Source organism: Aeromonas sp. S5(2024), assembly GCF_041403025.1.
In the GTDB taxonomy this organism is placed as follows: domain Bacteria; phylum Pseudomonadota; class Gammaproteobacteria; order Enterobacterales; family Aeromonadaceae; genus Aeromonas; species Aeromonas hydrophila.
The window spans coordinates 269,010-293,508 of sequence record NZ_JBGLRI010000001.1 but is presented as its reverse complement, the minus strand read 5'-3'; the positions used below and the strand labels follow the sequence as shown (position 1 = coordinate 293,508).

25 protein-coding genes are annotated in these 24,499 nt (G+C 62.5%); 18 read left to right on the top strand and 7 right to left on the bottom strand.

The genetic code is table 11. The annotated features are described in order from the left end of the window. From ACB032_RS01390 to frdD, 6 genes are all read left to right on the top strand, one after another. Nucleotides 1–720 (top strand): glycerophosphodiester phosphodiesterase, encoded by a 720-nt coding sequence (locus tag ACB032_RS01390; protein WP_371137181.1) that lies wholly within the window; start codon nucleotides 1–3, stop codon nucleotides 718–720. A gap of 125 nt (nucleotides 721–845) precedes the next feature. Further along, nucleotides 846–2,723, top strand: coding sequence for a methyl-accepting chemotaxis protein (locus ACB032_RS01385; protein WP_371137180.1), 1,878 nt, complete (start codon nucleotides 846–848; stop codon nucleotides 2,721–2,723). A gap of 517 nt (nucleotides 2,724–3,240) precedes the next feature. Continuing rightward, a complete protein-coding gene (gene frdA / locus ACB032_RS01380; RefSeq protein WP_011706984.1) occupies nucleotides 3,241–5,025 on the top strand; it encodes a fumarate reductase (quinol) flavoprotein subunit in 1,785 nt (594 codons plus the stop codon). Next, the gene (locus ACB032_RS01375; RefSeq protein ID WP_011706985.1) at nucleotides 5,018–5,752 is read left to right on the top strand and encodes a succinate dehydrogenase/fumarate reductase iron-sulfur subunit; all 735 of its coding nucleotides are present in this window, start codon (nucleotides 5,018–5,020) and stop codon (nucleotides 5,750–5,752) included. Before frdA ends, ACB032_RS01375 begins: the two co-directional genes overlap by 8 nt. A gap of 16 nt (nucleotides 5,753–5,768) precedes the next feature. Beyond that, on the top strand, nucleotides 5,769–6,167 hold the full coding sequence (locus ACB032_RS01370; RefSeq protein WP_371137179.1) for a fumarate reductase subunit C: 399 nt from the start codon (nucleotides 5,769–5,771) through the stop codon (nucleotides 6,165–6,167). 112 nt (nucleotides 6,168–6,279) lie between these two features. Continuing rightward, on the top strand, nucleotides 6,280–6,636 hold the full coding sequence (gene frdD / locus ACB032_RS01365) for a fumarate reductase subunit FrdD (RefSeq protein WP_011706986.1): 357 nt from the start codon (nucleotides 6,280–6,282) through the stop codon (nucleotides 6,634–6,636). A 144-nt stretch (nucleotides 6,637–6,780) separates the two neighbouring features. Here the strand turns inward: frdD and ACB032_RS01360 are convergent, their stop codons facing one another. After that, on the bottom strand, nucleotides 6,781–7,479 hold the full coding sequence (locus ACB032_RS01360) for a DAPG hydrolase family protein (RefSeq protein WP_371137178.1): 699 nt from the start codon (nucleotides 7,477–7,479) through the stop codon (nucleotides 6,781–6,783). A 93-nt stretch (nucleotides 7,480–7,572) separates the two neighbouring features. Between ACB032_RS01360 and ACB032_RS01355 the strand changes: the two genes are divergently transcribed. Continuing rightward, nucleotides 7,573–8,214 (top strand): TetR/AcrR family transcriptional regulator, encoded by a 642-nt coding sequence (locus ACB032_RS01355; protein WP_371137177.1) that lies wholly within the window; start codon nucleotides 7,573–7,575, stop codon nucleotides 8,212–8,214. A gap of 84 nt (nucleotides 8,215–8,298) precedes the next feature. Here the strand turns inward: ACB032_RS01355 and ACB032_RS01350 are convergent, their stop codons facing one another. The 3 genes from ACB032_RS01350 to ACB032_RS01340 form a co-directional block, all read right to left on the bottom strand. Next, nucleotides 8,299–9,075 (bottom strand): ABC transporter substrate-binding protein, encoded by a 777-nt coding sequence (locus ACB032_RS01350; protein ID WP_017409219.1) that lies wholly within the window; start codon nucleotides 9,073–9,075, stop codon nucleotides 8,299–8,301. A gap of 56 nt (nucleotides 9,076–9,131) precedes the next feature. After that, nucleotides 9,132–10,352, bottom strand: coding sequence for a winged helix-turn-helix domain-containing protein (locus ACB032_RS01345; RefSeq protein ID WP_371137176.1), 1,221 nt, complete (start codon nucleotides 10,350–10,352; stop codon nucleotides 9,132–9,134). Nucleotides 10,353–10,478: 126 nt separating this feature from the next. Continuing rightward, entirely contained in the window at nucleotides 10,479–11,117 is a 639-nt protein-coding gene (locus ACB032_RS01340) for a class I SAM-dependent methyltransferase (protein WP_371137175.1), read from the bottom strand. 217 nt (nucleotides 11,118–11,334) lie between these two features. Here ACB032_RS01340 and ACB032_RS01335 point away from each other — a divergent pair, with 217 nt between their 5' ends. The 7 genes from ACB032_RS01335 (at nucleotide 11,335) to ACB032_RS01305 (ending at nucleotide 17,791) form a co-directional block, all read left to right on the top strand. Beyond that, on the top strand, nucleotides 11,335–11,979 hold the full coding sequence (locus ACB032_RS01335) for a thermostable hemolysin (protein WP_024944211.1): 645 nt from the start codon (nucleotides 11,335–11,337) through the stop codon (nucleotides 11,977–11,979). Continuing rightward, complete coding sequence (locus ACB032_RS01330) at nucleotides 11,976–13,442, top strand: AMP-dependent synthetase/ligase (protein WP_371137174.1); 1,467 nt, start codon at nucleotides 11,976–11,978, stop codon at nucleotides 13,440–13,442. Before ACB032_RS01335 ends, ACB032_RS01330 begins: the two co-directional genes overlap by 4 nt. Next, the gene (locus ACB032_RS01325) at nucleotides 13,439–14,098 is read left to right on the top strand and encodes a TenA family transcriptional regulator (protein WP_017409224.1); all 660 of its coding nucleotides are present in this window, start codon (nucleotides 13,439–13,441) and stop codon (nucleotides 14,096–14,098) included. The genes ACB032_RS01330 and ACB032_RS01325 overlap by 4 nt, the downstream gene beginning before the upstream one ends. After that, the gene (locus tag ACB032_RS01320) at nucleotides 14,095–14,940 is read left to right on the top strand and encodes an SDR family oxidoreductase (RefSeq protein WP_060389965.1); all 846 of its coding nucleotides are present in this window, start codon (nucleotides 14,095–14,097) and stop codon (nucleotides 14,938–14,940) included. Before ACB032_RS01325 ends, ACB032_RS01320 begins: the two co-directional genes overlap by 4 nt. Nucleotide 14,941: 1 nt before the next feature. Then, a complete protein-coding gene (locus ACB032_RS01315) occupies nucleotides 14,942–15,580 on the top strand; it encodes a tetratricopeptide repeat protein (protein WP_060389964.1) in 639 nt (212 codons plus the stop codon). An 82-nt stretch (nucleotides 15,581–15,662) separates the two neighbouring features. Then, nucleotides 15,663–16,352, top strand: a complete 690-nt coding sequence (locus ACB032_RS01310; protein ID WP_011706997.1) for a response regulator — start codon at nucleotides 15,663–15,665, stop codon at nucleotides 16,350–16,352. After that, nucleotides 16,349–17,791, top strand: coding sequence for an ATP-binding protein (locus tag ACB032_RS01305; protein WP_371137173.1), 1,443 nt, complete (start codon nucleotides 16,349–16,351; stop codon nucleotides 17,789–17,791). The genes ACB032_RS01310 and ACB032_RS01305 overlap by 4 nt, the downstream gene beginning before the upstream one ends. 82 nt (nucleotides 17,792–17,873) lie before the next feature. Here ACB032_RS01305 and ACB032_RS01300 read toward each other — a convergent pair whose 3' ends face one another. From ACB032_RS01300 to ACB032_RS01290, 3 genes are all read right to left on the bottom strand, one after another. Next, the gene (locus ACB032_RS01300; protein WP_371137172.1) at nucleotides 17,874–19,004 is read right to left on the bottom strand and encodes a phospholipase; all 1,131 of its coding nucleotides are present in this window, start codon (nucleotides 19,002–19,004) and stop codon (nucleotides 17,874–17,876) included. A 195-nt stretch (nucleotides 19,005–19,199) separates the two neighbouring features. Continuing rightward, nucleotides 19,200–19,691 carry a CesT family type III secretion system chaperone gene (locus tag ACB032_RS01295; protein ID WP_171281424.1) on the bottom strand — a complete coding sequence of 164 codons (492 nt, stop codon included), beginning with the start codon at nucleotides 19,689–19,691 and terminating at the stop codon, nucleotides 19,200–19,202. A 123-nt stretch (nucleotides 19,692–19,814) separates the two neighbouring features. After that, the gene (locus ACB032_RS01290) at nucleotides 19,815–20,321 is read right to left on the bottom strand and encodes an ATP-dependent zinc protease (protein WP_041217534.1); all 507 of its coding nucleotides are present in this window, start codon (nucleotides 20,319–20,321) and stop codon (nucleotides 19,815–19,817) included. A gap of 405 nt (nucleotides 20,322–20,726) precedes the next feature. On the opposite strand from ACB032_RS01290, the gene ACB032_RS01285 reads away from it, so the two are divergent. The 4 genes from ACB032_RS01285 to ACB032_RS01270 all read left to right on the top strand — a co-directional run bounded on the left by ACB032_RS01285 (nucleotide 20,727) and on the right by ACB032_RS01270 (nucleotide 24,449). Beyond that, nucleotides 20,727–21,770 (top strand): GMP reductase, encoded by a 1,044-nt coding sequence (locus ACB032_RS01285; protein ID WP_017409231.1) that lies wholly within the window; start codon nucleotides 20,727–20,729, stop codon nucleotides 21,768–21,770. Nucleotides 21,771–21,864: 94 nt separating this feature from the next. Continuing rightward, nucleotides 21,865–23,073, top strand: coding sequence for an elongation factor P maturation arginine rhamnosyltransferase EarP (gene earP, locus ACB032_RS01280; RefSeq protein ID WP_371137171.1), 1,209 nt, complete (start codon nucleotides 21,865–21,867; stop codon nucleotides 23,071–23,073). 43 nt (nucleotides 23,074–23,116) lie between these two features. Continuing rightward, nucleotides 23,117–23,683 carry an elongation factor P gene (efp, locus tag ACB032_RS01275; RefSeq protein WP_011707002.1) on the top strand — a complete coding sequence of 189 codons (567 nt, stop codon included), beginning with the start codon at nucleotides 23,117–23,119 and terminating at the stop codon, nucleotides 23,681–23,683. Nucleotides 23,684–23,822: 139 nt separating this feature from the next. Then, the gene (locus ACB032_RS01270) at nucleotides 23,823–24,449 is read left to right on the top strand and encodes a DUF2238 domain-containing protein (RefSeq protein ID WP_371137170.1); all 627 of its coding nucleotides are present in this window, start codon (nucleotides 23,823–23,825) and stop codon (nucleotides 24,447–24,449) included. Nucleotides 24,450–24,499: the final 50 nt, after the last annotated feature.

Below are 24,499 nucleotides of genomic sequence, written 5' to 3'. Positions count from 1 at the left end.
ATGCAGATCATTGCCCATCGCGGCGCCAGCGGACTCGCGCCGGAAAACACCCTCAAGGCCATCCGGTTGGCGCTGGCGCTGGGCGCTGAGGCCATCGAAATCGACGTGCAGCTGGCCGACGGCGAGCTGTGGGTGTTCCACGACCGGCGGCTGGAGCGCTGCACCGACGGCGGCGGCGTGTTGACGGCCCAGTCGCACGCCTATCTGGCGAGCCTGAATGCCGGTGAGGGAGAAGGGATCCCGACCCTGTGGCAGGTGATGGAGGCTATTGCCGGCCAAGCCGAGCTGCATATCGAGCTGAAAGGAGCACAAACAGCCGACGAGGTGGCCCGACTGACCCGACGTGCCGAGGCCGAGCTTGGCTTCGCGCCCACGCAGTGGGTCGTCTCCTCCTTCCACCACCCGGAGCTCGCCCGCTTTACCGCTCTGCGCCCCGACATCCGGCTGGGGGCGCTGACATCCACCATTCCCCTCACCCTCGCCAAGTTTGCAGCCGAGCTGGGGGCCTGGTCGCTCAACTGCGACGTGGATTTTGTCGATCAGTCGCTGGTGCAGGATGCCCACGACCGCGGGCTCAAGGTGCTGGTCTATACGGTCGATGAACCCGCCGATCAGGCGATGCTGGCTGCCATCGGCGTCGATGGCATCTTTACCAACCGGCCGGACCGCTTCCTGCCGCCGGCCAAAAACGGACTCATTGTGCCAGGGGGAGATCGATAACCGCTGATTTAAGCTATAAATTTAAAGGCGCACCGGGATACAAAAAGTTCTACTTTGGCCGATACAGTGTTGGCCCATAACAATAAAACCACACATCGCAGACTGACGCTCACAAGGATGTAAACATGAACTTATCCATCAAGAACAAGCTTGTCCTCGCCATCGGGGTCATTATCCTGGTCATCACCGGCCTGCAGGTCTGGTACAACACCACCCAGCTGAGAAGCGAAACCCAGCGCCTGATCTGGAGCTTTATCGACGACAGCTCGGCATCCAATGTGAAAGGCATCTCCCGCTGGCTGGACGCCCGCATCAGCATGGTCACCTCCACCAAGGAGGCCTTCGCCAAGGAGGACGAACCCATCAGCCATCTGGCCCAATCCATGAATGCCGGCAACTTTGACCTGGTCTACGTCGGCACCAAGGATGGCAAGATGATCCAGAGCAAGCCGACCGACCTGCCGGCCGGCTATGACCCTCGTCAGCGCCCCTGGTACAAGGACGCCATGGCCGCTGGCAAGCTCGTCATCACGGCCCCCTACGCCGACATCACCACCGGCCAGCTGATCATCACCATCGCCGAGCCCTTCACCCGGGGCAATACCGAGGGGGTCATCGCCGGTGACGTTTCCATCGACGCCCTGGTACGCGACGTGCTGGCCATCAACTCGGAAGGGACCTACGCCATCCTGGTGGACAGCAATGGCACCATCATTGCCCACCCGGACAAGGAACTGACCCTCAAACAGGCCACCGCCATCTCCCCCGAGCTGACCGCCGCCAAGGTCAACGAGCTGGCCCATGACAACACCATCTCCGAGATGGATATCAGCGGCAAACCCAGCGTGTTCGACCTGACCGAGATCCCCAACACCAACTGGTATTTCGGCATAGTGGTGGATGAAGCGGTCGCCTATCAGTCCGTCTCCCGCATGGTGACCTCCGCCCTGCTGCAAGGTCTGCTCACCATCCTCATCGTCGCCGGCTTCTCCTATGTCGCCATCAACGGCTCGCTGGCCCCGCTGAAAACCCTGGGCGAAGCGATTGCCGATCTCTCCCGCGGCAACGGCGATCTGACCCGCCGCGTCAAGATCGAGCGTGAAGACGAAGTGGGTATCGTCGCCAAGCACGTCAACACCTTCATCGACCGGATCCACGTGATGGTGCAGGACATCTCCAACTCCTCCGGACAGCTGAACCAGCAAGCCAAGTCGTCCCACAACATGGCGGAAAAATCGAGCCAGGGTCTGGCTCGCCAGCAAAACGAGATCTCCCAGATCGCCACCGCGGTGCACGAGATGTCTGCCACTGCAGTGGAGGTGGCCAGCAACGCCGAGCAGACCGCCGATGCGGCCCGCAGCTCTTCCAGCAGCTGCGAGCACGGCAAGCAGGTGATCGCCCGCAACCAGCGCTCCATCACGGATCTGGCGACTCAGGTCAAGCAGGCCTCCGGCATCATTCAGGAACTGGAAAAGAACGCCCAGGAGATCAACACCATCCTCTCCACCATTCAGGGCATCGCTGAGCAGACCAACCTGCTGGCGCTGAACGCCGCCATCGAAGCGGCCCGGGCCGGTGAACAGGGTCGTGGCTTTGCGGTGGTGGCCGACGAGGTGCGGGTGCTGTCCCAGCGTACCCACAGCTCCACCGTCGAGATCCGCAGCATGATCGAAACCCTGCAGCGCAACACCCAGGGCGCCGTCAGCACCATGCACGAAGGTCAGTTGCTGGCCCAGAACAGCGTGGAAGATGCCAACGATGCCACCCAGGCACTGGAGCAGATCACCGCCTCCATCAACCAGATCTCCGACATGGCCACCCAGATCTCCAGCGCCGCCGAGGAGCAGCGGGCGGTGACCGACGAGGTCAGCCGCAACATCCAGGCGGTCAAGGATGTCTCGGACGAGCTGGCGGTCGATGCCGACAGTTCGCGCCATCTGTCTGAACAACTTAAAAATATTTCAGGTGAACTGAGCAATCAGGTCGGCATGTTCCGGATCTGATCAACCGAAATCAAAGGGGCCACACAGGCCCCTTTTTTTATGAAAAAATGCTTTTGTTTCAATAGTTATTACCACATCAACCATCGGGACTATGAGGATGGAAATCTCCATACGAAACGGTATCTCGTCATAAAGCAACGCATCAAGGCCGACATTCGGATTAGTTTTTTGAACTCAAGCACAGTATTGTTCTATCCGTGAATAATTCTTATTAAATATTTTTGATAAAAAACTTAAAAACTTTATGGGTAATACCTAAAAAGAGAGGTGTTTCTCATTTTTTTGAAAGAAAACTACGTATAATCCTGAGCTTAAAATAACCATAGCAATGACAGCGGCTGATACCGATAACTGAAGGATGGCGATAATTACGGCGTTTTCATCCAAGGAATGGGGTGATTTTGATAAAAGTCACCATTGCCAAGCACTAAAACAAACCAGTTTGACTTGCATCAAGCCTGAATTTTTTTCATAGAGCAAAATCGTGCCCAGCAAATCTATCCCTAAGGAGGCAGATGTGGATATTATCAAGACCGATGTCGCCATCATCGGTGCTGGTGGCGGTGGCCTGCGTGCCGCAATCGCCATAGCAGAAGCCCACCCGGAGCTGGAGATCGCCCTGATCTCCAAGGTCTACCCGATGCGCAGCCACACCGTGGCCGCAGAAGGCGGTGCCGCCGGTGTCGTCCGTGATGATGACTCCCTCGAAAACCACTTCAACGACACCGTATCCGGTGGCGACTGGTTGTGTGAGCAGGACGTGGTCGACTACTTCGTCAACAATGCCACCAACGAGATGATCCAGCTGGAGCACTGGGGTTGCCCCTGGAGCCGCAAGCCGGACGGCAAGGCCAACGTGCGTCGTTTCGGCGGGATGAAGATCCCCCGCACCTGGTTCGCGGCAGACAAATCCGGTTTCCACATTCTGCACACCCTGTTCCAGACCTCCATCAAGTACCCGACCATCAAGCGCTTTGACGAGCACTTCTGCATGGATCTCATCGTGGAAGATGGTCGCGTCCAGGGCGTATTGACCTTCGACATCCAGAACGGCATCACCCGCTTCATCCAGGCCAAATCCGTCATTCTGGCCACCGGTGGCGCCGGCCGTGTCTATCGCTACAACACCAACGGTGGCATCGTCACCGGTGACGGCATGGCGCTGGCCTACCGCCACGGCGTGCCGCTGCGCGACATGGAGTTCGTGCAGTACCACCCGACCGGCCTGCCGGGCACCGGCATCCTGATGACCGAAGGTTGTCGTGGTGAAGGCGGCATCCTGCTCAACAAGGATGGCTACCGCTACCTGCAAGACTACGGTCTGGGCCCGGAAACCCCGGTCGGCCAGCCGAAGAACAAGCACATGGAGCTGGGCCCGCGCGACCGTCTCTCCCAGGCCTTCTGGCAGGAGCAGCAAAAAGGCCGCGTGATCCAGGGCCCGATGGGCGATGTGGTTCACCTCGACCTGCGCCACCTCGGCGAGAAGTACCTGAAAGAGCGTCTGCCGTTCATCTGCGAACTGGCCAAGGCCTACGTGGGTGTGGATCCGGTGAAAGAGCCGATCCCGGTCCGTCCGACTGCCCACTACACCATGGGCGGCATCGAGACCAACGGTCAGTGCGCCACCCGCATGCCGGGTCTGTACGCCCTGGGCGAGTGTGCCTCCGTCGGTCTGCACGGCGCCAACCGTCTGGGTTCCAACTCCCTGTCCGAGATCGTGGTATTCGGCAAGGTAGCCGGCGAGCACGCCGGTGAGTTTGCCAAGACCCAGCAACACGGCAACACCCAGGCACTGGCCGCCAAGGCCGAGGCGCTGATCAAGCAGCACCTCTCCCTGCTCGATATCGACGGCACCGAAAACCCGGCCGATATCCGCAACGAGTTGGGCATGTCCATGGAAGCCGGGGTCGGTATCTACCGTACCGAAGAGCTGATGCAAGGCACCATCGACAAGATCAACGAGCTGAAAGCCCGTTACAAGAAGATCAAGATCAACGACAAGTCCTCGGTCTTCAACACCGACCTGCTGTACGCCATCGAACTGGGCTACATGCTGGACGTGGCCGAAGCCATGGCGCACTCCGCCCTCAACCGGAAAGAGTCCCGCGGTTCCCACCAGCGTCTGGACGGTTACGAAGAGCGTGATGACGTGAACTTCCTCAAGCACACTCTCTCCTTCTACAACGGCGAAGGGGCCCCGACCATCGATTACTCCGATGTGAAGATCACTAAATCCCAACCGGCGAAACGCGTATACGGTTCCGAGGGTGAGAAACAAGACGAGGCTAAGAAGAATGGCTGAGATGATCGAAATTGAAATCCTGCGCTACCGTCCCGAGCAGGATAACGAGCCCTGGATGCAGACCTTCCAGGTGCCCTACCTCAAAGAGATGTCCCTGCTGGATGCGCTGCAATACATCAAGGATCATCTGGACTCTACCCTGAGCTTCCGCTGGTCCTGCCGGATGGCGATCTGCGGCTCCTGCGGCATGATGGTCAATGGCATTCCCAAGCTGGGTTGCAAGACCTTCCTGCGCGACTACCTGCCGGGCAAGATGACTATCGAGCCGCTCAACAACTTCCCGATCGAGCGCGATCTGGTGGTCGACATGTCCGACTTCATCGAGAAGCTGGAGAGCATCAAGCCGTACATCATCCCGGCCGAGCCGCGCAGCCTGTGCGACGGCGAGTACACCCAGACCCCAGCTGACATGGCGAAGTATCACCAGTTCTCCATGTGCATCAACTGCGGTCTGTGCTATGCGGCCTGCCCGCAATATGGCATCAACAAGAAGTTCACCGGTCCGGCAGCACTGGCGCTGGCCTATCGCTACAACGCCGACAACCGCGACAGCGCGTCCAGAGAGCGGATGAAGATCATCAGCCAGGACGAGGGCGTCTGGGGTTGTACCTTCGTGGGCTACTGCTCCGAAGTGTGCCCGAAAGGCGTGGATCCGGCGGCGGCCATCCAGCTTGGCAAGGTCGAGAGCGCCAAGGACTACATGATCGCCATGTTCAAGCCAGATTGAGATCAGGAATGAGACCATGAACAACACCAATAGCAAACGTAAGCCTTACGTCCGCGAAATGAAGAAAGACTGGTGGCTGAAGAATGCCTTCTACACCGGTTACATGATCCGCGAAGGCACCAGCATCTTCGTCTCCATCTACGCCATCGTGCTGATGTGGGGTCTGTTGCGGCTGGTACAGGGTCAGGAGGCGTTCAACGGCTGGCTGGAATCCCTGCAAAGCCCGATCGCCATCCTGTTCCATGTCATCGCCCTGGCAGCCTGCCTGTTCCACGCCAAGACCTGGTTCGCACTGGCCCCGAAAGCCATGCGCATCTTCCGTGGCGAAGACCTGGTGCCGGAGAAGCCGATCGTCATCGCCCAGTATGTGGCGCTGGCGGTGGTATCCCTGCTTGTCCTGATCATCGTGGCCTGAGGAGAAAACCATGAGACGTTCTGACGAACCCAGTTATTGGTGCCTGTTTGGTGCCGGGCTGTCACTCAGAAACGTTGGCCACGATCTCTCAATCATGATTTGAGGAAAAAATATGAGACGTTCTGACGAGCCTATATATTGGGGACTGTTTGGTGCCGGCGGCATGGTGGTTGCCATGCTGCTGCCGGTCATTGTCCTCATCACCGGTCTGCTGGTGCCCATGGGCATCATGGACGTGGAGACCATGAGCTACGAACGCGCACTCGAGTTCGCCAGCTCCTGGTGGGGTGCCTGCATCCTGCTGGTCATCATCGCCCTGCCCATCTGGCACGGCATGCACCGCATCTACCACGGCCTGCATGATCTGGGGATCCACACCACCAAGCTGCACCACTATGTGTTCTATGGCTTCGCCTTCCTGGTGTCCGCCATCACTCTGGGTCTGCTGATGGTACTGGTATTCCAGTAAGCGCATCCTGACGCAATGACAAACCGGGCCAAGTGCCCGGTTTTTTTATGGCCCCTCGGCGGCTCAGACCGCAGCCTGATAGCGGGCATGATCCCTGGATGTGCCAATACACTCAGCCACATTCAGCGCCAACTGTCAGCCCCGTCACCAGAGCGTCGGCGCCGGTTCACGGCCGTTTTCCGCGTAGTAGAGCGACGGCAAAAACTGCGCCAGATAGCTGAACTCGCTGTAGCAGTGGCGCATCAGGTTGAAGCCTACCTCGTCCGGCACCTCGTCAAGTGGATTGGCGCAGGCCTTGCCCAGCAGGAAGCGGCTGCGCAGCACACTGCCATAGGGGGTATCGCGCGCCAGGTGCAGCATCTCGCCATCCAGCGGCGCCCCCTGCTCATCCAGCACCACCTCGTCGCCAAAGCCGATACGGGCGCAGATGGCGGCAGACAATGCTTGTGTCTCCCGCGCCTCCTGCAGCGGCTGCGACGCGAACACCTCTTCGGCGCCATGAAACTTGAGGCGGGCCGCCACCGGTGGCAGCTCGGCAAGCCACTCCACCGCCGCTATGCTGGCCCCCACGAAGCGCTCCCCTTTTTTCCAGTGATGATCCCAGCCCCGGTGCTCGACGTGGTCGTGCGGGTGCCACCACCTGATGTGCTGGGTCGTTTCGAAGAAGGTGAACCACCAATCCAGCATGCGCCCCTTGCAGCCGTGCAGATCGGTGCGGATGGCGACCGTCAGCAGGCCATCGGTGCTGCGGGTCAGGCCCATTTCCAGGCGCAGCGGCTGCGGCCTGAGCAACTCATTAATGTCATTGACGCCCCAGGGGGCAAACAACGGGGAAGTATCCATGATGAGACTCCAATAAATTAGGAAACGAAATTCGTTTCCTAATTTAAGCTATGCCTGTATGCTGGGTCTGTCAATGCTTTCCAGGAGTCAATCATGTCACAGCAAACCGATGAAGAAACACGCTCACGAGGCCGCCCGCTCACCCCGGAAGCCGACCTGCGCGCCGCCCTGGCCGAGGCGACGCTGACCTTGTTGCTCAAGGGGGGTTACGGCGCCGCGACCGTGGATGCGGTGGCCAAACAGGCGGGGGTTGCCAAGAAGACCCTCTACCGCTTTGCCGCCAACCGTGACGAGCTGGTGGCGCAGGCGGTGCGCAGCTGGACCGATGCCTTTCAGCCGGCCTTCGAGCAGGATGCCGCTCACCCAGGCGCGCTGGGGGAGATGTTGGAGCAGGGCTTGCAAGCCATTGCCAGCCAGGTGCTGAGCGCACAGGCGGTGGGCATGTTCCGGCTGCTGCAGCATGAGTTCGCGGGGCGCGATACCCTGCTGGCGGCCTATCAGGAGAACGGCATTGCCCGCGGCAGGGCGACCCTGGCCAGCTGGTTGCAGCGCCAGCAGCAACTGGGCTGGCTGCGCGAGCTGGACACCGCCCAGACCAGCGACCTGCTGCTGGCGATGACCATGGCGGAGCCGCTGCGCCAAATGGCGCTCGGCTTGCTGGCGCCGGGCAGCGACATCCGCGTGCGCATCGCCGCCGCCGTAGCCCTGGTCCTGCCCGGTCTGGTGCGGGGGTAAAGCCTCCTCGGCAAGGAGCCGCCGCCAGGCGGCCCCCATCCCAACCATAAAAAACCGGGCGCCAGGCCCGGTTGTTGATGGTCGTCACTCTGTCGGCGGCAAAAAGCGGCGCATCACCTCGTCGCTGTAACCGCTGTCCTGGAACTCGATGAACACCTGATTGAGACGGGTCACCAGCTCATAGGCCCGTGGCGACCCCTTGCTCACCAGCAGATAGAAGCCCTTGCGGCTGGGCAGGGCGAGGTTGAGCAACCCGCTCTCGCTCTGGTAGATGCCAAGGCCGATGCCGCTCATCAGCGGCTCAATCTCGCTGGGCAAAAAGTCGCAGCGATCGCGCCCCAGCATGTCCAGCGCCTGCTGCAGCTGCTTGACCCGGCGCGGCTCCAGCGCCAGTCCGTAAGGGGCATAGTTGTAGCCGATCACCCCGCACACCCGGGAACGATTGACCGTCTGCAGATCGGGCGCCTCGGGGAAGCGCCGCTTGAGGTAGAAAAATCCGAGGTGGGTGTAGTAGAGCGGCACGCTGTAGAAGGCATATTCCGCTCGCTCCGGCTTGTAGCTGGCATCCCAGGTCAGCTCGCACAAGCGGTTCTGGCGATAATCGGCCAGCTCCTGCTGCACCCGCGCCCAGGGCAGATAACGGATCTTGTAGGGCAACCCGAGCTTTTTCAGGGCCTCGAGCACCTGGGTCGTGGCAGAGCCGGTGAGACGGCGGGTGTCGGGCACGCCATCCTTGCGCTCCCAGTAGGTAAAGGGGGCCCACTCGTTGCCCTCCCCCAGACAGATCTGCACCTCGGGCTGGGCCGCCTCCACCAGCCCGGCCAAGCCCCATCCCAGCAGCAACAACATGGATCGCGTCATCGTCTCCCTCCTTCGCTTCCCTTGCAGCTTAGTTCAGGTGGGCGTGACGCTCCCCGTCAGGGTGCCCCCTCCTGCCACAGGGCCAGCAGGGGCGCGGGGATGGCGCCGTAGCGCAAGGTCGGGGTCTGATGCCAGTCGGCCAGCCGCTGCAGCGCTTTGGCCAGATCCTGCGCCAGAGTCCGGGTCACCCTGACTCCCGCCTCCAGATAGAGGCTCTTTACCTCGAAGATCCCCTGCTGGCGATGGGCCTTGGCGTCCATCCTGCCCACCAGCTTGCCGCGATGCAGCAGCGGCAGCACGAAGTAGCCGTACTGGCGCTTGGGCGCCGGGGTGTAGCACTCGATGCGATAGTCGAACTGGAACAGCTCGCTGGCCCGCTTGCGATCCCAGACCAGCGGATCAAACGGCGACAGCGCCGTGGTGTGGCTGGCCTTGAGAGTGCCGGACTGGGCCTGGGCCAGCTCGTCTGCCAGCGAGGCGTGTACGAAGGCGCCGTGCTGCCACCCCTCCACCCGCACCGGCAGCAGCTCTCCCTCGTCCGCCAGCTGGTGGAGCAGGGCGTCGTATTTGCCGCGCCGCAGCCGATAGTAGTCCGCCACCCAGCCGGTCTTGACCAGTCCCAGCGCCCGGCAACTGGCCCGCACCATGTCCCTTTGTGCCTGTTCCAGGCTCGGCAGATCCCGCTCATCACGCCACTCGGGCATCACCCGCTCGGCCAGATCGTAAACCCGCTGAAAGTTGCGTCGCTCCCGCACCATCAGCTGACCGGTGGTAAAGAGCACCTCCAGATGGCGTTTCTCCGGCTTCCAGTCCCACCAGCCGTTGCCCTTCCCCTCCTTGCGTTCAAAATCCGCCGCCCGCACCGGGCCGTGCTGGCGAATGCGCTCGATGATCTCGCCAATCTCCTGCTGATGGGTGGTGAGCCAGTTGGCCGAAAACTTCCAGCCCATGGCGGCGGGATCCAGCATGCGGTGGCGCAGCAGGCGGTAATCCTCGCGTGGCACGAAGCAGGCCTCGTGCGCCCAGTATTCGAAGATCTCGCCATCGGCCAGCAACTGCTCCAGCCAGCGCGGGTCGTACTGCCCCAGCCGGCTGAACAGCACCAGATAGGGGCTGCGGGCCACCACCGAGATGGTGTCTATCTGCAGCAGCGCCATGCGGCGAATGGTGGCCAGCAGGTCGGCCGCTCGCGCCTTGCCGCGGCGCGGCGTCAGCAGGCCCTGGGCCGCCAGTTGCAGATGACGGGCATCCTGCAGTGAAAGATGGGGAATCGACATGAGGAACCACTCCTTGGTATCGGGGGGCGGGCGGCGCCTGGGGCTCAATGCAGGGAAACAGGCAAGCGAACCCCGCCAATCAGGCCATCAGCATGCCCAAGCCGCCGCCAAATGAAAATGCCCCGTTCAGGGTTTGGTGATGACCGCCACATCCGCGTGGGGAAACTCGACCTGCGCCTGCCAGCAGTCTGCCAGGGAGCGAAACGAGGCTTCGGCAAAGAAGACGATGTGGGTCGGATCGTGGCGATAGCGCCACTGCCGGAAGCGCTCGTCCCCCAGCACCCGCTGGGTCTGCAGCACCAGCAGGCCGCCGGGCTTGAGGCAACCCCACAGCCTCTCCAGCACGGCGCGCGGGGTGGCGATGTGCTCGATCACTTCGGTGCTGGTGATGAAGTCATACTGCTGCGCCAGCAGCTCGGGCTCATCGGCATAGAACTTGTCGTAGCCCGCCATCTGGTAGCCCGCCTCGCGCCCCATGGCGATGAGCGCCGGACCCGGGCCGCAGCCAAAATCGAGGCCGCTGGCCGGCGTAGGCAGGCGGCGCTGCACCTCGCCGAAGGCCCGCTGCAGAAACTGGCGATAGCGGGGATCATCCACCTGGTTGTCGTGGCCATCATAGACCGCCTTCTCGCGCGCGGGATCCAGGTGCTCGGCCGCATCCAGCCAGACCAGCTCGCAGGCCCGGCAGCGATGGTACAGCTTGCCGGCCACCGGCAACTCATAGGCATCGGCGGCGCAGCAGAGCGGGCAAGATAAGGGGGTCATGGCATCTCCTCTCGAAAGCGGGGCGGTCAAAAGTGGCCGCAGCTTGCCTGCCCGCCTGGCGGCTGACAAGGTTTTTGTCCGGCTGCCCCGCGTTCGGGTCGCAGCTTTACCTATCTTTTCAACCAGTTAACTCTGTGTGAAACAGATTTTTTACCTCTTAAGGGTTTCTTAAGTTTGCCCCTTTAGTCTGATGACAATCGACAAGAAGGAGCCATCCATGACCACCGACATTCAAGCCCCCTATCGGCTGACGCTGGCCGATACCCCGCAACAGGTCATGGCACTGCAGGGCTACATCCAGGCCGCCTACAGCCAGGAGTTCAACGCCCGCATTCCCCATTTTCTGCCCTGCCTGCTCGGCCTCTACCGGGCCGACGGCCTGCTGGTCGGCGCCTGCGGTCTCAAGCTGGCCGGCAGCGAGCGCCTCTATCTGGAGCAGTACCTGGAGCAGCCCATTGAGGCTGCCATCGAAACCCGGCTCGGCGCCCCCGCCCGGCGTGATCGCATCGTCGAGGTGGGCAACCTCGCCTGCAGCGAGCCCGGCAACGCCCGCCTGATGTTTGCGGCGCTCTGCCGCCTGCTGTGCGACAACGACCTCGACTACGTGGTGTTCACCGGCACCGCCAAGCTGCGCAACAGCTTCCACCGCCTCCACCTCACCCCGGTCGAGCTGGCTCCCGCCCAGGCCGACAAGGTGGGGGACGACGCCAGCGCCTGGGGCGCCTATTACCACTGCCAGCCCAAGGTGATGGTCGGCGATCTCGGCATCGGACGGCAGGCACTGGCCCAGGGCAGCCTGCTGCTCTCGCTGCTGGCGCCCATGCCGTCCCTGTTCAACTGCCCGCACCGGAGCGCCTTATGATGCTGTTTGACCAAATCGCCTACTTCGCCCGCCAGACGCCCCACAGCCCGGCTCTTGCCAGCAGCCAGCACAGCCTCAGTTACGAGGCGCTGTGGCAGCTGCTGCCAGCGCTGGCCGACCGTCTGCAGATGGCCGGGATCAGCCGGCTGGCGCTGCAGCTGGACAACGGCCTGCCCTGGGCGCTCATCGATCTTGCCTGCACCATGGCCGGCATCGTGGTGATCCCGATCCCCCACTTCTTCAGCCTGGAGCAGCAGGAGTGGCTGCTGGAGAGCAGCGGCGCCGACGCCCTGATCGGCCCCCACCACCCCGGCTGGCAGGCCAGCGATCCGCTGCAACTGGCGGTCGGCGAGCTGCCGCTGTGGCGCCGCACTCCTGCCCGGTTGCCGCCGCTGCCGGCCGGCACCGCCAAGATCACCTATACCTCCGGCACCACAGGGCAGCCCAAAGGCGTCTGCCTGTCGCTGGCCCAGATGATGGCGGTCTGCGCCTCGCTGGCCGAGCGGGTCGCCCCGGCCAACGTCGAGAAGCACCTGACCCTGCTGCCGCTCACCACCCTGCTGGAAAACCTGACCGGCCTCTACGTGCCGCTGCTCACCGGCGCCTGCAGCCGCATCCCTTCGCTGGCGGAGCTCGGCTTTGCCGGCTCCAGCAAGCTGGACCCGGCCACCCTGGCCCAGGCCCTGCTGCGCTGGCCCACCCACAGTCTGGTGCTGGTGCCCGAGCTGCTGCGCCTGCTGCTGGCCCTGTGCAGCGCCAACCCGGCGCTGGCCGAGCAGCTGGCCGGCCTGCGCTTCGTCGCGGTGGGCGGCGGCAAGGTCTCGCCCGAGCTCATCAGCCGGGCCCGCAAGCTGGGGCTGCCGATCTACGAGGGGTACGGCCTGTCGGAGTGCGGCTCCGTCGTGGCCCTCAACGGCCCCGACGGCCACAGCCTGGGCAGCGTCGGCCAGCCACTGCCCCACTGCCGGGTATCGATCGCCGCCGACGGCGAAATCCTGGTGGAGGGCGCAGCCATGCTCGGCTATCTGGGCAGCGACGAGCCGACGCCAGTACTGGTCGCCACCGGCGATCTGGGCCACCTGGATGATGAGGGCTATCTGCACATCACCGGGCGCAAGAAGAACGTCCAGATCACCGCCTTTGGCCGCAACTTCTCCCCCGAGTGGGTCGAGGCGGAGGCCCAGCTCTGTCCGGCCATCGTCCGCATCGTGATCTTCGGCGACGGCCAGCCGGCCAACGTCGCCCTGATCCAGCCACTGCCCGGCGCCGACGCCCAGCTGGCCCAGCAGATCGAGCAGCTCAATCACCGCCTGCCCGACTATGCCCGCATCCATCACTGGCTGCCGGTGGCGCTGGATCAGCATCCGGAGCTGCTGACCGCCAACGGTCGCCCCCGTCGCGAACGGATTTATCACCACTTTTCCCGGCAGATCAGCCAATGCCTTACAGGAGAGACCTCATGAGCTTCTATCAAGTGCTGCAACAAGCCACCGCCCCGGCCCGGGAGCATCTGTTCAACGCCCCCATCATAGAGGCGTGCCGCAAGGGGGAGATCTCCCGCGACATCTACCTGCGCTTCCTCTCCCAGGCCTTCTATCACGTGCGCCACACGGTGCCACTCTTGATGGCCACCGGCGGCAAGCTGGGTCAGGAATATGAGTGGGTGCGCGGCGCCATCGCCGAGTACATCGACGAGGAGTACGGCCATCAGGAGTGGATCCTGAGCGACATCCGCGCCTGCGGCGGCGATGCCGAGGCGGTGCGCCACGGCCAGCCCGAGCTGCCCATCGAGCTGATGGTGGCCTTCCTCTACGACCAGGTACAACGCGGCAACCCCATGGGGTTCTTCGGGATGGTCCAGGTGCTGGAAGGCACCAGCGTCGCCATCGCCCTGACCGTGGCCGACCAGCTCAAGGCGGGTCTCGGCCTGCCCCCCCAGGCCATGAGCTACCTGAGCTCCCACGGAGCGCTGGATCAGGAGCACCTCAAGTTCTTCGAATCCCTGATGAACCGGGTCGAAGCTCCGGCCGATCAGGCAGCCATCATTCACTCGGCCAAGGTGGTCTACCGCCTCTACGCCGACATGCTCTATCAACTGACGGAAAACCAGACATCATGAAGCTTGAAGGAAAACTCGTGCTGCTCACGGGCGCCAGCGGCGGGATCGGCGAAGCGCTGGCTCAGGAGCTGGCGGCCCAGGGGGCACACCTGTTGCTGCACGGACGCAGGGCCAGTGCGCTGGAGCGGCTTCGCAAGGAGCTGCCGCACCCGGAGCGCCACCAGACAGTGATCGCCGATCTGGGCTCGCCTCAGGAGCGGGCCAAACTGTTGCAGCACCCGGCGCTGGACGAGGGGCTGGACGTGCTGATCAACAACGCCGGCTGCAACCAGTTTGCCTGGCTGGAGGATCAGAGCAGCGAGCAGGTGGAGCGCCAGCTGCTGCTCAACGTCGAGGCACCGATCCAGCTCACCCGCATGCTGCTGCCCCGCCTGCGCAAACCAGCGGTGATCATGAACGTCGGCTCCAGCTTCGGCGCCATCGGCTACGCCGGCTACAGCGTCTATTGCGCCAGCAAGTTCGCCCTGCGCGGCTTCAGCGAGGCGCTCGGCCGCGAGCTGGAGGGCACCGGCATCCAGGTGCTGCACTTTGCCCCCCGCGCCACCCGTACCCGCCTCAACTCGGAGGCGGCCTACGAGATGAATGCCGAGCTCGGCACCCACACCGACAGCCCGCAGGACGTGGCCGAGGAGGCCGTCATCGCCCTGTGCAACGAAACCCGCCGCAGCTGGCTCGGCTGGCCGGAGAAGCTGTTCGTGCGGCTCAACGGCCTGCTGCCCGGCCTGGTCGACCGGGCGCTGGCCAAGCAAAAACCCATCATAGAGCGCTATGCCCGCCACGCGGCGCCCGCTGCCGGCAATCCGGGGCACACCACTTCCGTCATGACAGAGAAGGAACGTTAAGATGAAGCACGCCACTTTCCGCCCCCGTTTCACCCACAGCGCCCTCCTGCTGCTCATGCTGGGCTCGGGGATAGCCCAGGCCGCCGACACCCTGCCCGTCATCCAGCAGCAGTGGGCCGTCTGTCAGTATCAGCAGACCGGCAAGGCCAAGGAGAGCTGCCTAGAACAGCTGAGCAGCCAGGCCGATCAGGCCAGCGCCAAGGAGGCCTTTCGCACCGACCTGCTGATCTGGTCGGCCATCGTCAAGAGCACCTGGGCCGGCGCCAAGGGCGGGCTGGGGGCGCTCGGTCTGGTCAAGGAGGCCAAGGCCAAGCTGGAGATCGCCCTCAAGCAGGACCCCAAGGCTCTGGACGGCTCCGCCTATACCAGCCTGGGCTCGCTCTACTATCAGGTGCCGGGCTGGCCGGTGGGCTTTGGCGATGACGAGAAGGCCGAGCAGTTGCTCAAGCAGGCGCTGGCCATCAACCCGACCGGCATCGACCCCAACTTCTTCTACGGCGACTTCCTGCTGGATCAGGGTCGCAAGGCCGAGGCCAAGAGCTATCTGGAGAAGGCGCTGACCGCCCCGCCCCGGCCGGGTCGCGAGCTGGCGGATCAGGGTCGACGCATCGAGATCCGCGATCGCCTCGACAAGCTGTAAACCCAAGTCGGATCAAAGCGCTATTTAAACTCTGCCCACCAGCTTGCATACTGGTGGGCAGCGTCTTTTGAGGGGAATAACAATGCGGATCCTGTTGGTGGAAGATGATGTGATGCTGGGTGACGGCATGGTGGATGCCCTGCGCAGCAGCGGCTACACGGTGGACTGGCTGCAGCAGGGGCTGCCCGCCCTGTCGGTGCTCAAGAGCGAGGAGTTTGCCGCGCTCATTCTGGATCTCAACCTGCCGGACATCGACGGCATCAGCCTGCTGCGCAAGCTGCGGCGGGAAGGCCAGACACTGCCGGTGCTGATCCTCACCGCCCGCGACGCCCTGGACGACCGGGTGCTGGGGCTGGATGCCGGCTCCGACGACTACATGGTCAAGCCGTTTGCCCTGCAGGAACTCAATGCCCGCCTGCGCGCCCTGGTGCGGCGCAGCAAGGGCCAAGCCCAGGCGGTGCTCGAATACGGCGAGCTGCAGCTCTATCCCGAGTCCCAACAGGTCACCTATCGGGGCGAGCCGGTCAAGCTCACCCCCCACGAATACAAGCTGCTGCAGGAACTCATCACCCAGAGCGGCCGGGTGCTGAGCAAGGATCAGCTGCAGCAGAGCCTCTACGGCTGGGACGAGGGGGCCGAGAGCAACGCGGTGGAGGTGCACATTCATCACCTGCGCAAGAAGTTCTACAGCGATCTCATCCGCAATATCCGCGGGGTTGGCTACATAGTCCCCCAGCTTGAACAGGCCCAGCGTCGGGACCACCGGGCATGACGCGTCCTCGCTCCATCCGCCGCTTCCTGCTCTCCGGCATCCTAGCGCTGGTCAGCGCCAGCCTGGCCATCAGCGCCCTCATCGGTTATCTGGAGGCCAACCACGAGATGGAGGAGCTGTTCGATGCCCGTCTCGCCCAGTCCTCCCGCATCACCAACCAGCTGCTCAGCCGCTATCTGGAGCAAAATGGCGAGCTGCCCGCCAACGGCACCGTCTATCAGGACTGGGAGCAGCACAACCCGGATCAGTGGCAGAAGGACACCAGCTTCAACCTGCGGGGGGAAGACAGGGAGCTCACCCCCTTCGGCCACGAATTCGAGCGCAACCTCTACTTCCAGCTGCTGAGCGAGCAGGGCCACATACTGCTGCGCTCCCCCAGCGCCCCCAGCCAGCCCCTCGGCGCCCTGGCCCCCGGCTTCAACAACGTCACCAAGGACAACCACGAGTGGCGCACCTTCACTCTCTACAACCAGGACGAGCACACCTGGCTCATCGTGGCGGAGCGGGATGACGAGCGCAGCGAGCTGGCCAGCAAGATGGCCACCCTGGCCATGCTGCCGCTGCTCATCACCCTGCCCTTCCTGCTCGGCCTGCTGTGGTGGCTCATCTCCCGCGGGCTGGCGCCGCTGCGACAGCTGGCCCAGGCCATCGGTGAGCGCCACCCGGCCAACCTGAGCCCGCTCACCCTCAAGATCCGGGCCCAGGAGCTGACCCCGCTCACCAACGAGATCAACCGGTTGATGCACGCGCTTGCCGACACCATAGAGCGGGAGAAGCAGTTCACCAACGAGGCGGCCCACGAGCTGCGTACCCCGCTGGCGGTACTGCGCATCCACAGCGAAAACGCGCTGGCCGCCGAGGATGCCGAGAGCCGTCAGCACTCCCTGCTGAAGATGCTGCTGGCGCTCGATCGCAGCGATCGGCTGCTGCGCCAGCTGCTGACCCAGGCCCGCATCGACAACCAGCAGGGGCTGGAGCTGACCGAGCTCAACCTGAACCAGCTGTTGCAGGGCACCCTGGCCACCCTGGCCCCCATCGCCCTGAAAAAGGATCAGCAGCTGTCGCTGGAAGGCACCGAACAGCTGACGGTAATGGGACAGGCCACCCTGCTGGAGCTGATGTTCAGCAACCTCATCGACAACGCGCTGCGCTACACCCAGGCGCAGGGCGAGATCGCGGTCGAGGCGCGCCAGGAGGGGCACCGAGTTAGGGTCGATATTCGCGACAACGGCCCCGGCATCCCCACCGCCGCCCTGTCGCGCCTGTGCGAGCGCTTCTTTCGGGTCAATCCCCAGCAGGGGGACGGGGTCGGCCTCGGCATGGCCATCGTCTCGCGCATCGCCCAGCTGCATGGCGCCGATCTCGACATCCACAACCGGCCGGAAGGGGGACTGGAGGTGAGCGTGCTGCTGCCCGCTCGCAACCCATCCCAGCCATAACCCAGAAACGACAACGCCTCCCATCGGAGGCGTTGTTCACACAGGTTGGTTACGCAAAAGGAGCCAAGCTGCGGTCGGTAGATCACGCAAGCAGCTCGTCCAAACCGGCCGTCACGGCCTCCATTCGGTGACCACCGGAATGTTCTATGACATACCGCTTGCCCACCTGAGCAGAGGCATCCAGCCCGAAAATCCCGTGCTCAACCTTCTGGCTCAGCGGATCGCCACTGGTGTTGATATGGGTAACGTTGGCTTGATCAAGCTTGTGGGCGAGCCGATCCCGCAACCCGACATGCAGTCCCATGCTGTTAAAGGCGGTGACCTTCAACCCGTGTTTGATGCCGGCATATTGCGCTAGGCCGCCTCCCAGAGAGTGGCCCAGCACCTCGACCTTGCCCCCATGCTGCTCGGCAAACGCCTTGACCAGACGGTCTGCATCCTGAAACGCACTGTCCTTGATCCCGAGTGCTGCACCGGCATCGCTCTTTAGCGTCCCCGGCCGCTTGGTTGGCTGGGTACCAACAAACGAGAGCACCAGGGTGTCGTCACGCTTGTAGACAGCGACCTTGAGCGCAGACCAGGCATCCCCAGCCAAGATGAAGGGATCGTTCTCACCCTTTTTCGCAACGACATGCAGGGCCAGCACACTCCCGCTACCACCGGTCCCATCTTCACGCCGTGCCAGAATAGAGGGTGGAATGTCCGCCAGCGTAGCGTGATGGTAGCCTGCCGGTATCTCACGATAACTGCTGGAACAACTGACTCTTGCCAGCTGGGCGGCATCCATGACGGCACGAGCCCCTTCGGCAGTGAGCGGTTCCTGTTCCGCCTTGGCCACGAAGGCAGGCTTGAGCACCTCTTTGGCTGCACTCAACGCCTGCTGTGACCCTTGCTGCAGTCGCTCCGACATTCCCAGGGGCAGATGGGAGGCTCCTTTCATCACGGCACCGGCCAATCCCAATGAAGAGAAGGCAACCAGACGGGCGGCCGACTCACCCAGGTTTTTCACCCCGGCAGCGCCAGCGGCCACCGCGCCGCTGGCGACACTGCTGACGCCCCCGGTGATATTGGCCAGGCCCTTGATGAGGGCACCGGTCCAGTAACGCGCCTTGCCTTTGACACTCTGGGCATGGGAATCATGGCCGCCCTGAATGGCGATGCCAATCTTGCGAGCCGGGGCACTGAGGGTCAGCCATTTGAGCGAGGTATTCAATACCTTACCAGGCTGTACACGGGACCCCAATCCGAGGCTGGTGTAATGGGATGCCAGATTGTGATGAACCTTGTTTTGACCAGACGAGCCCTGTACCTCGCCATGAGCATGAGAGGTAACCGCAGTAGCATGCATAGGCTGGCCAATGCTTTGGATAGACATATTCTGTTCCTGATTAAGACAGATGGACACCCGTCAACATGGAATGATGACGCCGGACAACGGGGATGGTTGTGAAGGGCTCTTCTGCTGCGCGAGCACGTTTTGCAACTGCGCCTGCAACGTAACGCCGAGATCGAGAAACTCGCCCAGGGTCTGCATAAAGAGAGTGCTGTCGAGCATTTCGATGAGAGAAGAAAAGGTCAGCACCAGGTGGTTGCTGCGACTGTCCAGGCTGATCTGGCTGCCCCCGGTGGCCAGACCGAACATGTTCAGTTCGAGGGCGGAGCGGGTCAGCTGCAACTGGCTGGCAGTATCATCAGGTAGACGCAGTAACGGGATATAGAGGTAACATACCTGCAGTTCGTCGTTGTCTGGCACTTCGACCAGACACTCGCCATCCTGGCCGAACGGCACACGGCAGTGACCATCACTTCCCAGGCTCAAGGCAACACCTTGCTGCTCACCTGCGAGCGATAGCCATTCAGATACAGTTTGTTGGTAGGCTTTCACTATGCTCCACTCCATGCTCCATCCCTTGCGGGCGAATGGACTCGCCCGCATCGAGGGTATGGTGCAAATGCTACCTCTGGCAGAGACAGTGTGATTTAGCTGTGAAACGCCGTTTTTTAGATCTGCGCCGAAATTACACTAACGACAGCTCGGCTGCACCGTGAAGGTGCGACTCGAATCCACTGCGCCGAGATCCGCCAGCAGGCGGCGCCCCAACAGCACCGGATAGATCATCTTGCTGCGATCGCGCAGGGTGAACCACTCCTCATACACCTTGTCGCCCAGGCAAATCGACATGGTGACCGTGGGGCGCTGCTCCATGCCGCCGGCGCCACGCACCGTCACCATGTGCTCCACTGGCCGCTCCAGGGTCTGGCTCACCTGCCGGTCGGTATTGGCATCGGTCACCTGCAGGGTAAAGCGCACCCAGGACTTGCCGTCACGCTTGAAGTGGCGCAGATCCCGCGCATCAAGCGAGGAGGTAAGCGCCCCGGTATCCAGCTTCATCTTCACCGCCACCCCGCTCGGCATGATGAGTCCCTTCTCAATCCAGCCATAGACGGCGGGATCGGCAGCGGCCCGAGCCGCTCCCGGCAGGGCGAGACCGACCAGCAACAGCAGCGGCATCATTCGCAATCCGAACATCTTCACTCCTTGTCAGGGCAGGGCCGACGCTGGCCCAAGCAGCCCAGAGTGGGGATGGAAAAGGCGGCTGTCAACTGGCGAACGTGGCCGCCTCGCCGCCACCAGCGCGGCCATGGCGCGTAACGTCAGGATCACGCAGCAGCTTGCCAAACAGGATTCAATCAGGATCTTTCAAATGGACGAACGGGGAGACATGAGCGGGGCTGGATGAAACCCAAGGCTGCGCTCAGGTTGTGACGCCAAAGGCTACCACAACGCTGAGTGAATTATCAGTCTTGTTCCGACGGGATTTTTGCCTACACTGTTGTAAACCGGAGGGCCTGAAAACCACCGGTTTTTTTGCGCCTGCCGAAAAGTTGCCACTGCAAAGTGACCTATCAAACAAGGCTCAATAAGGAATTCGTAATGCGTATCGAAGAAGACTTGAAGCTCGGTTTCAAGGATGTCCTGTTCCGCCCCAAGCGCTCTACTCTCAAGAGCCGTTCCCAAGTCAGCCTGACCCGTCAGTTCACCTTCAAGCACACCCAGACCCAATGGCAAGGGGTGCCCGTCATCGCCGCCAACATGGATACCGTCGGCAGCTTCGCCATGGCACGTACCCTGGCCAGCTTCGAGATGATGACCGCAGTACACAAGCACTACAGCCTTGCGCAGTGGCAAACCTTCGTCAACGAGACCGACCCGGCGCTGCTGGGTCATGTGATGGTCTCCACCGGCACCTCCGAGGATGACTTCACCAAGACCCGCCAGATCCTGGCCATGTCCAGCGCCCTGCGCTTCATCTGCGTCGACGTGGCCAACGGCTACTCCCAGCACTTCGTCGAGTTTCTGCGCAAGATCCGCGAGGCCTGCCCGAACCACGTCATTCTGGCGGGCAACGTGGTCACCGGCGAGATGGTCGAAGAGCTGATCCTCTCCGGCGCCGACATCGTCAAAGTGGGCATAGGCCCGGGCTCGGTCTGCACCACCCGGGTCAAGACTGGGGTCGGCTACCCGCAGCTCTCCGCCATCATCGAGTGTGCCGATGCGGCCCATGGTCTGGGCGGTCAGATCGTCGGTGACGGCGGTTGCACCTGCCCGGGGGATGTGGCCAAGGCGTTTGGCGGTGGCGCCGACTTCGTGATGCTGGGCGGCATGCTGGCGGCCCACGAGGAGTGCGGCGGCGAAATCGTCGACGTGGATGGCGAACCCTTCATGAAGTTCTACGGCATGAGCTCCTCAAGTGCCATGGACAAGCACGCTGGCGGCGTCGCCGAATACCGCGCCTCCGAGGGAAAAACCGTGCTGCTGCCCTATCGCGGCCCGGTCGAAAACACGGTGCGTGACATCCTGGGTGGGGTGCGCTCCACCTGCACCTACGTCGGTGCCAGCCAGCTGAAAGAACTCACCAAACGCACCACCTTTATCCGGGTACGCGAGCAAGAGAACAATGTCTACGGCAAGGAGTAACCTGCCGCAGCCACCGTCACGCGTTGACGGTTAGAAGCCAGCCAACCGGTGTGCTACCCTGCGCACCGGTTTTTTTGTATCTGGATGCCCTGACATGACCAGCCCCCTCCCCCCGTTTGACTGGGATATCTTCTGCTGCGTAGTGGACAACTTCGGCGACATCGGCGTCACCTGGCGGCTGGCCCGCCAGCTGAAACAGGAAGGCGCGCTCCCGACCCACGGTAATGAGGTGCAGGTGCGGCTCTGGGTGGACGATCTGGCCAGCTTTGCCCGCATCTGTCCGGGGCTCGACCCCGCGCAGGATAGCCAGTGGGTCGATGGCATCCATATCCAGCACTGGCACGACACCCTGCCGGCGGATGCCATCCCGGCCCGGGTGGTGATCGAGGCCTTTGCCTGCCAGCTACCCGCCCCCTTCATTGAACGAATGGCCGAGCAGATAGCGAGCCAACCCAGGCCCCCCTGCTGGATCAACCTCGAATACCTCTCGGCCGAATCCTGGGTCGAGGATTGCCACGCCCTTGCCTCGCCCCAGCGGGTCGGCAACCAGAGCCTCAACAAATACTTCTTCTTCCCGGGCTTCACGGCCAAAACCGGCGGCCTCTTGTGCGAGCGCGGCCTCATCGTCGAGCGCGAGCGCTGGCAACAGGATGAAGCCGGGCTTGCCGCCTACTGGGCCAGCCTCGGCCTGCCGCCCAAGCAAGAGCACGAGCTGCGGGTCAGCCTCTTCACCTACGAGAGCCCCGCCCTGACCAGCCTGGTCGAGAGCTGGTGCCAGAGCGCCACGCCCGTCACCCTGCTGCTGCCGCTCGGGCGCTCCCTCAACGACGTGCTCACTGGCGCCGGGCTGGCAGCGGCCATTCCGATGGCCAAGGCAGGGGAACTGCTGCAGGCGGGCAACCTAACCATCAAGCTGCTGCCGATGACCGATCAGGCCGGTTACGATCGGCTGCTGTGGAGCTGCGATCTCAATCTGGTACGCGGGGAGGACTCCTTCGTGCGGGCCCAGTGGGCCGCTCGCCCTTTCCTGTGGCACATCTATCCGCAGGAAGAGCAGGCCCACATGATCAAGCTGGACGGCTTTCTCGACCACTATCTGGCAGAACTGCCCACCGCCACCGGCCAGTGGCTGCGCGGTTTCAGCCACGCCCTCAATCAGGGGGAAAACTGTCGCGATTGGTGGGCGCAATGGCCGGAACACGCCGCGATATGGCTGCAACATGGGCGACCTTGGTCACAGAAGCAGCTCAGGGATGGGGATCTCGTCACTCGGCTGGTGAAATTTTTAGAAAGCCGTATATAATCTGGCAGTTTTTATCTGCCCGTATACGAACAGGAATTTTTACATGAAAACCGCACAGGAAATCCGCGCTGGTAACGTCGTCATGATCGGTACCGAGCCGATGGTGGTCCAGAAAGCCGAATTCAACAAATCCGGCCGTAACTCCGCCGTGGTCAAGATGAAGCTGAAAGGCCTGCTGAACGGCAGCGCCACCGAGACCGTATTCAAGGCCGACGACAAGCTGGAAGTTGTTCAGCTGGAACGTAAAGAGTGCACCTACTCCTACTTCTCCGACCCCCTGTATGTCTTCATGGACACCGAGTACAACCAGTACGACGTCGAGAAAGACAACCTGGGTGATGCCCTGAACTACATGGTTGACGGCATGGAAGACATCTGCGAAGTGACTTTCTACAACGAGAAAGCCATCTCCGTAGAACTGCCGACCACCATCGTTCGCGAAGTCGAGTACACCGAGCCGGCCGCCCGTGGCGACACCTCCGGTAAAGTGACCAAGCCGGCCCGTCTGAAGGGCACTACCTACGAGCTGGCCGTTGCCGCCTTCGTAGAGATCGGCGACAAGATCGAAATCGATACCCGCACCGGTGAGTTCAAGCGTCGCGTCAACTAAGTTGACCCCTTGAATCCATGGTGAAAAAGCGAGCCTTTGGCTCGCTTTTTTTATGGGTGCACGATGCCACCCGGCTGTATTCAAAGCGCAAACATGGCTAAATGGGCAAGCTGGTTTGTGCCATCCTCCGGAGCGCCCCATGACATCTCTGCATAAAGGTCTGTTGCTGCTGTTGACCCTGGTACTGCTGCTCCTCTCCGGCTGGCAACCCTATGACCGGGCGACCTGGCTGATGGAGGTCGCCCCCGTGCTCATCGCCATGCCGCTGCTTGCCCTGACGCACCGCCATTTTCCGCTCACCAGCCTGCTCTATCTGTGCATCACCCTGCACGCCATGGTGCTGATGCTGGGCGGCGCCTATACCTATGCCCGCGTCCCGCTGGGATTCGAGCTGCAGCAGTGGCTCGAGCTCAGTCGCAACCCCTATGACAAGATTGGCCACTTCTTTCAGGGCTTTGTGCCCGCCCTGGTGTGCCGGGAGATCCTGCTGCGCGGAGGCTATGTGCAGGGCCGGCGCATGCTGGCGTTTCTGGTGGTCTGCGTGGTGCTCGCCATCAGCGCCACCTACGAGTTCATCGAATGGGGGGCCGCCATCGCGCTCGGTCAGGGGGCGGATGAGTTTCTCGGCACCCAGGGCGACCCCTGGGATACCCAGTCCGACATGTTCTTCGCCCTGATTGGCGCCGTCACTGCTCTGCTGCTGCTCTCGCCCCTGCACGACCGCCAGCTGGCCGGGCTCGCCAGCCCCGACCGGCCGTCACCCTAGCGCTGCCACTTCCCCCTTCAGAAAACCGGCCTGGTGCCGCTAACCCGAGT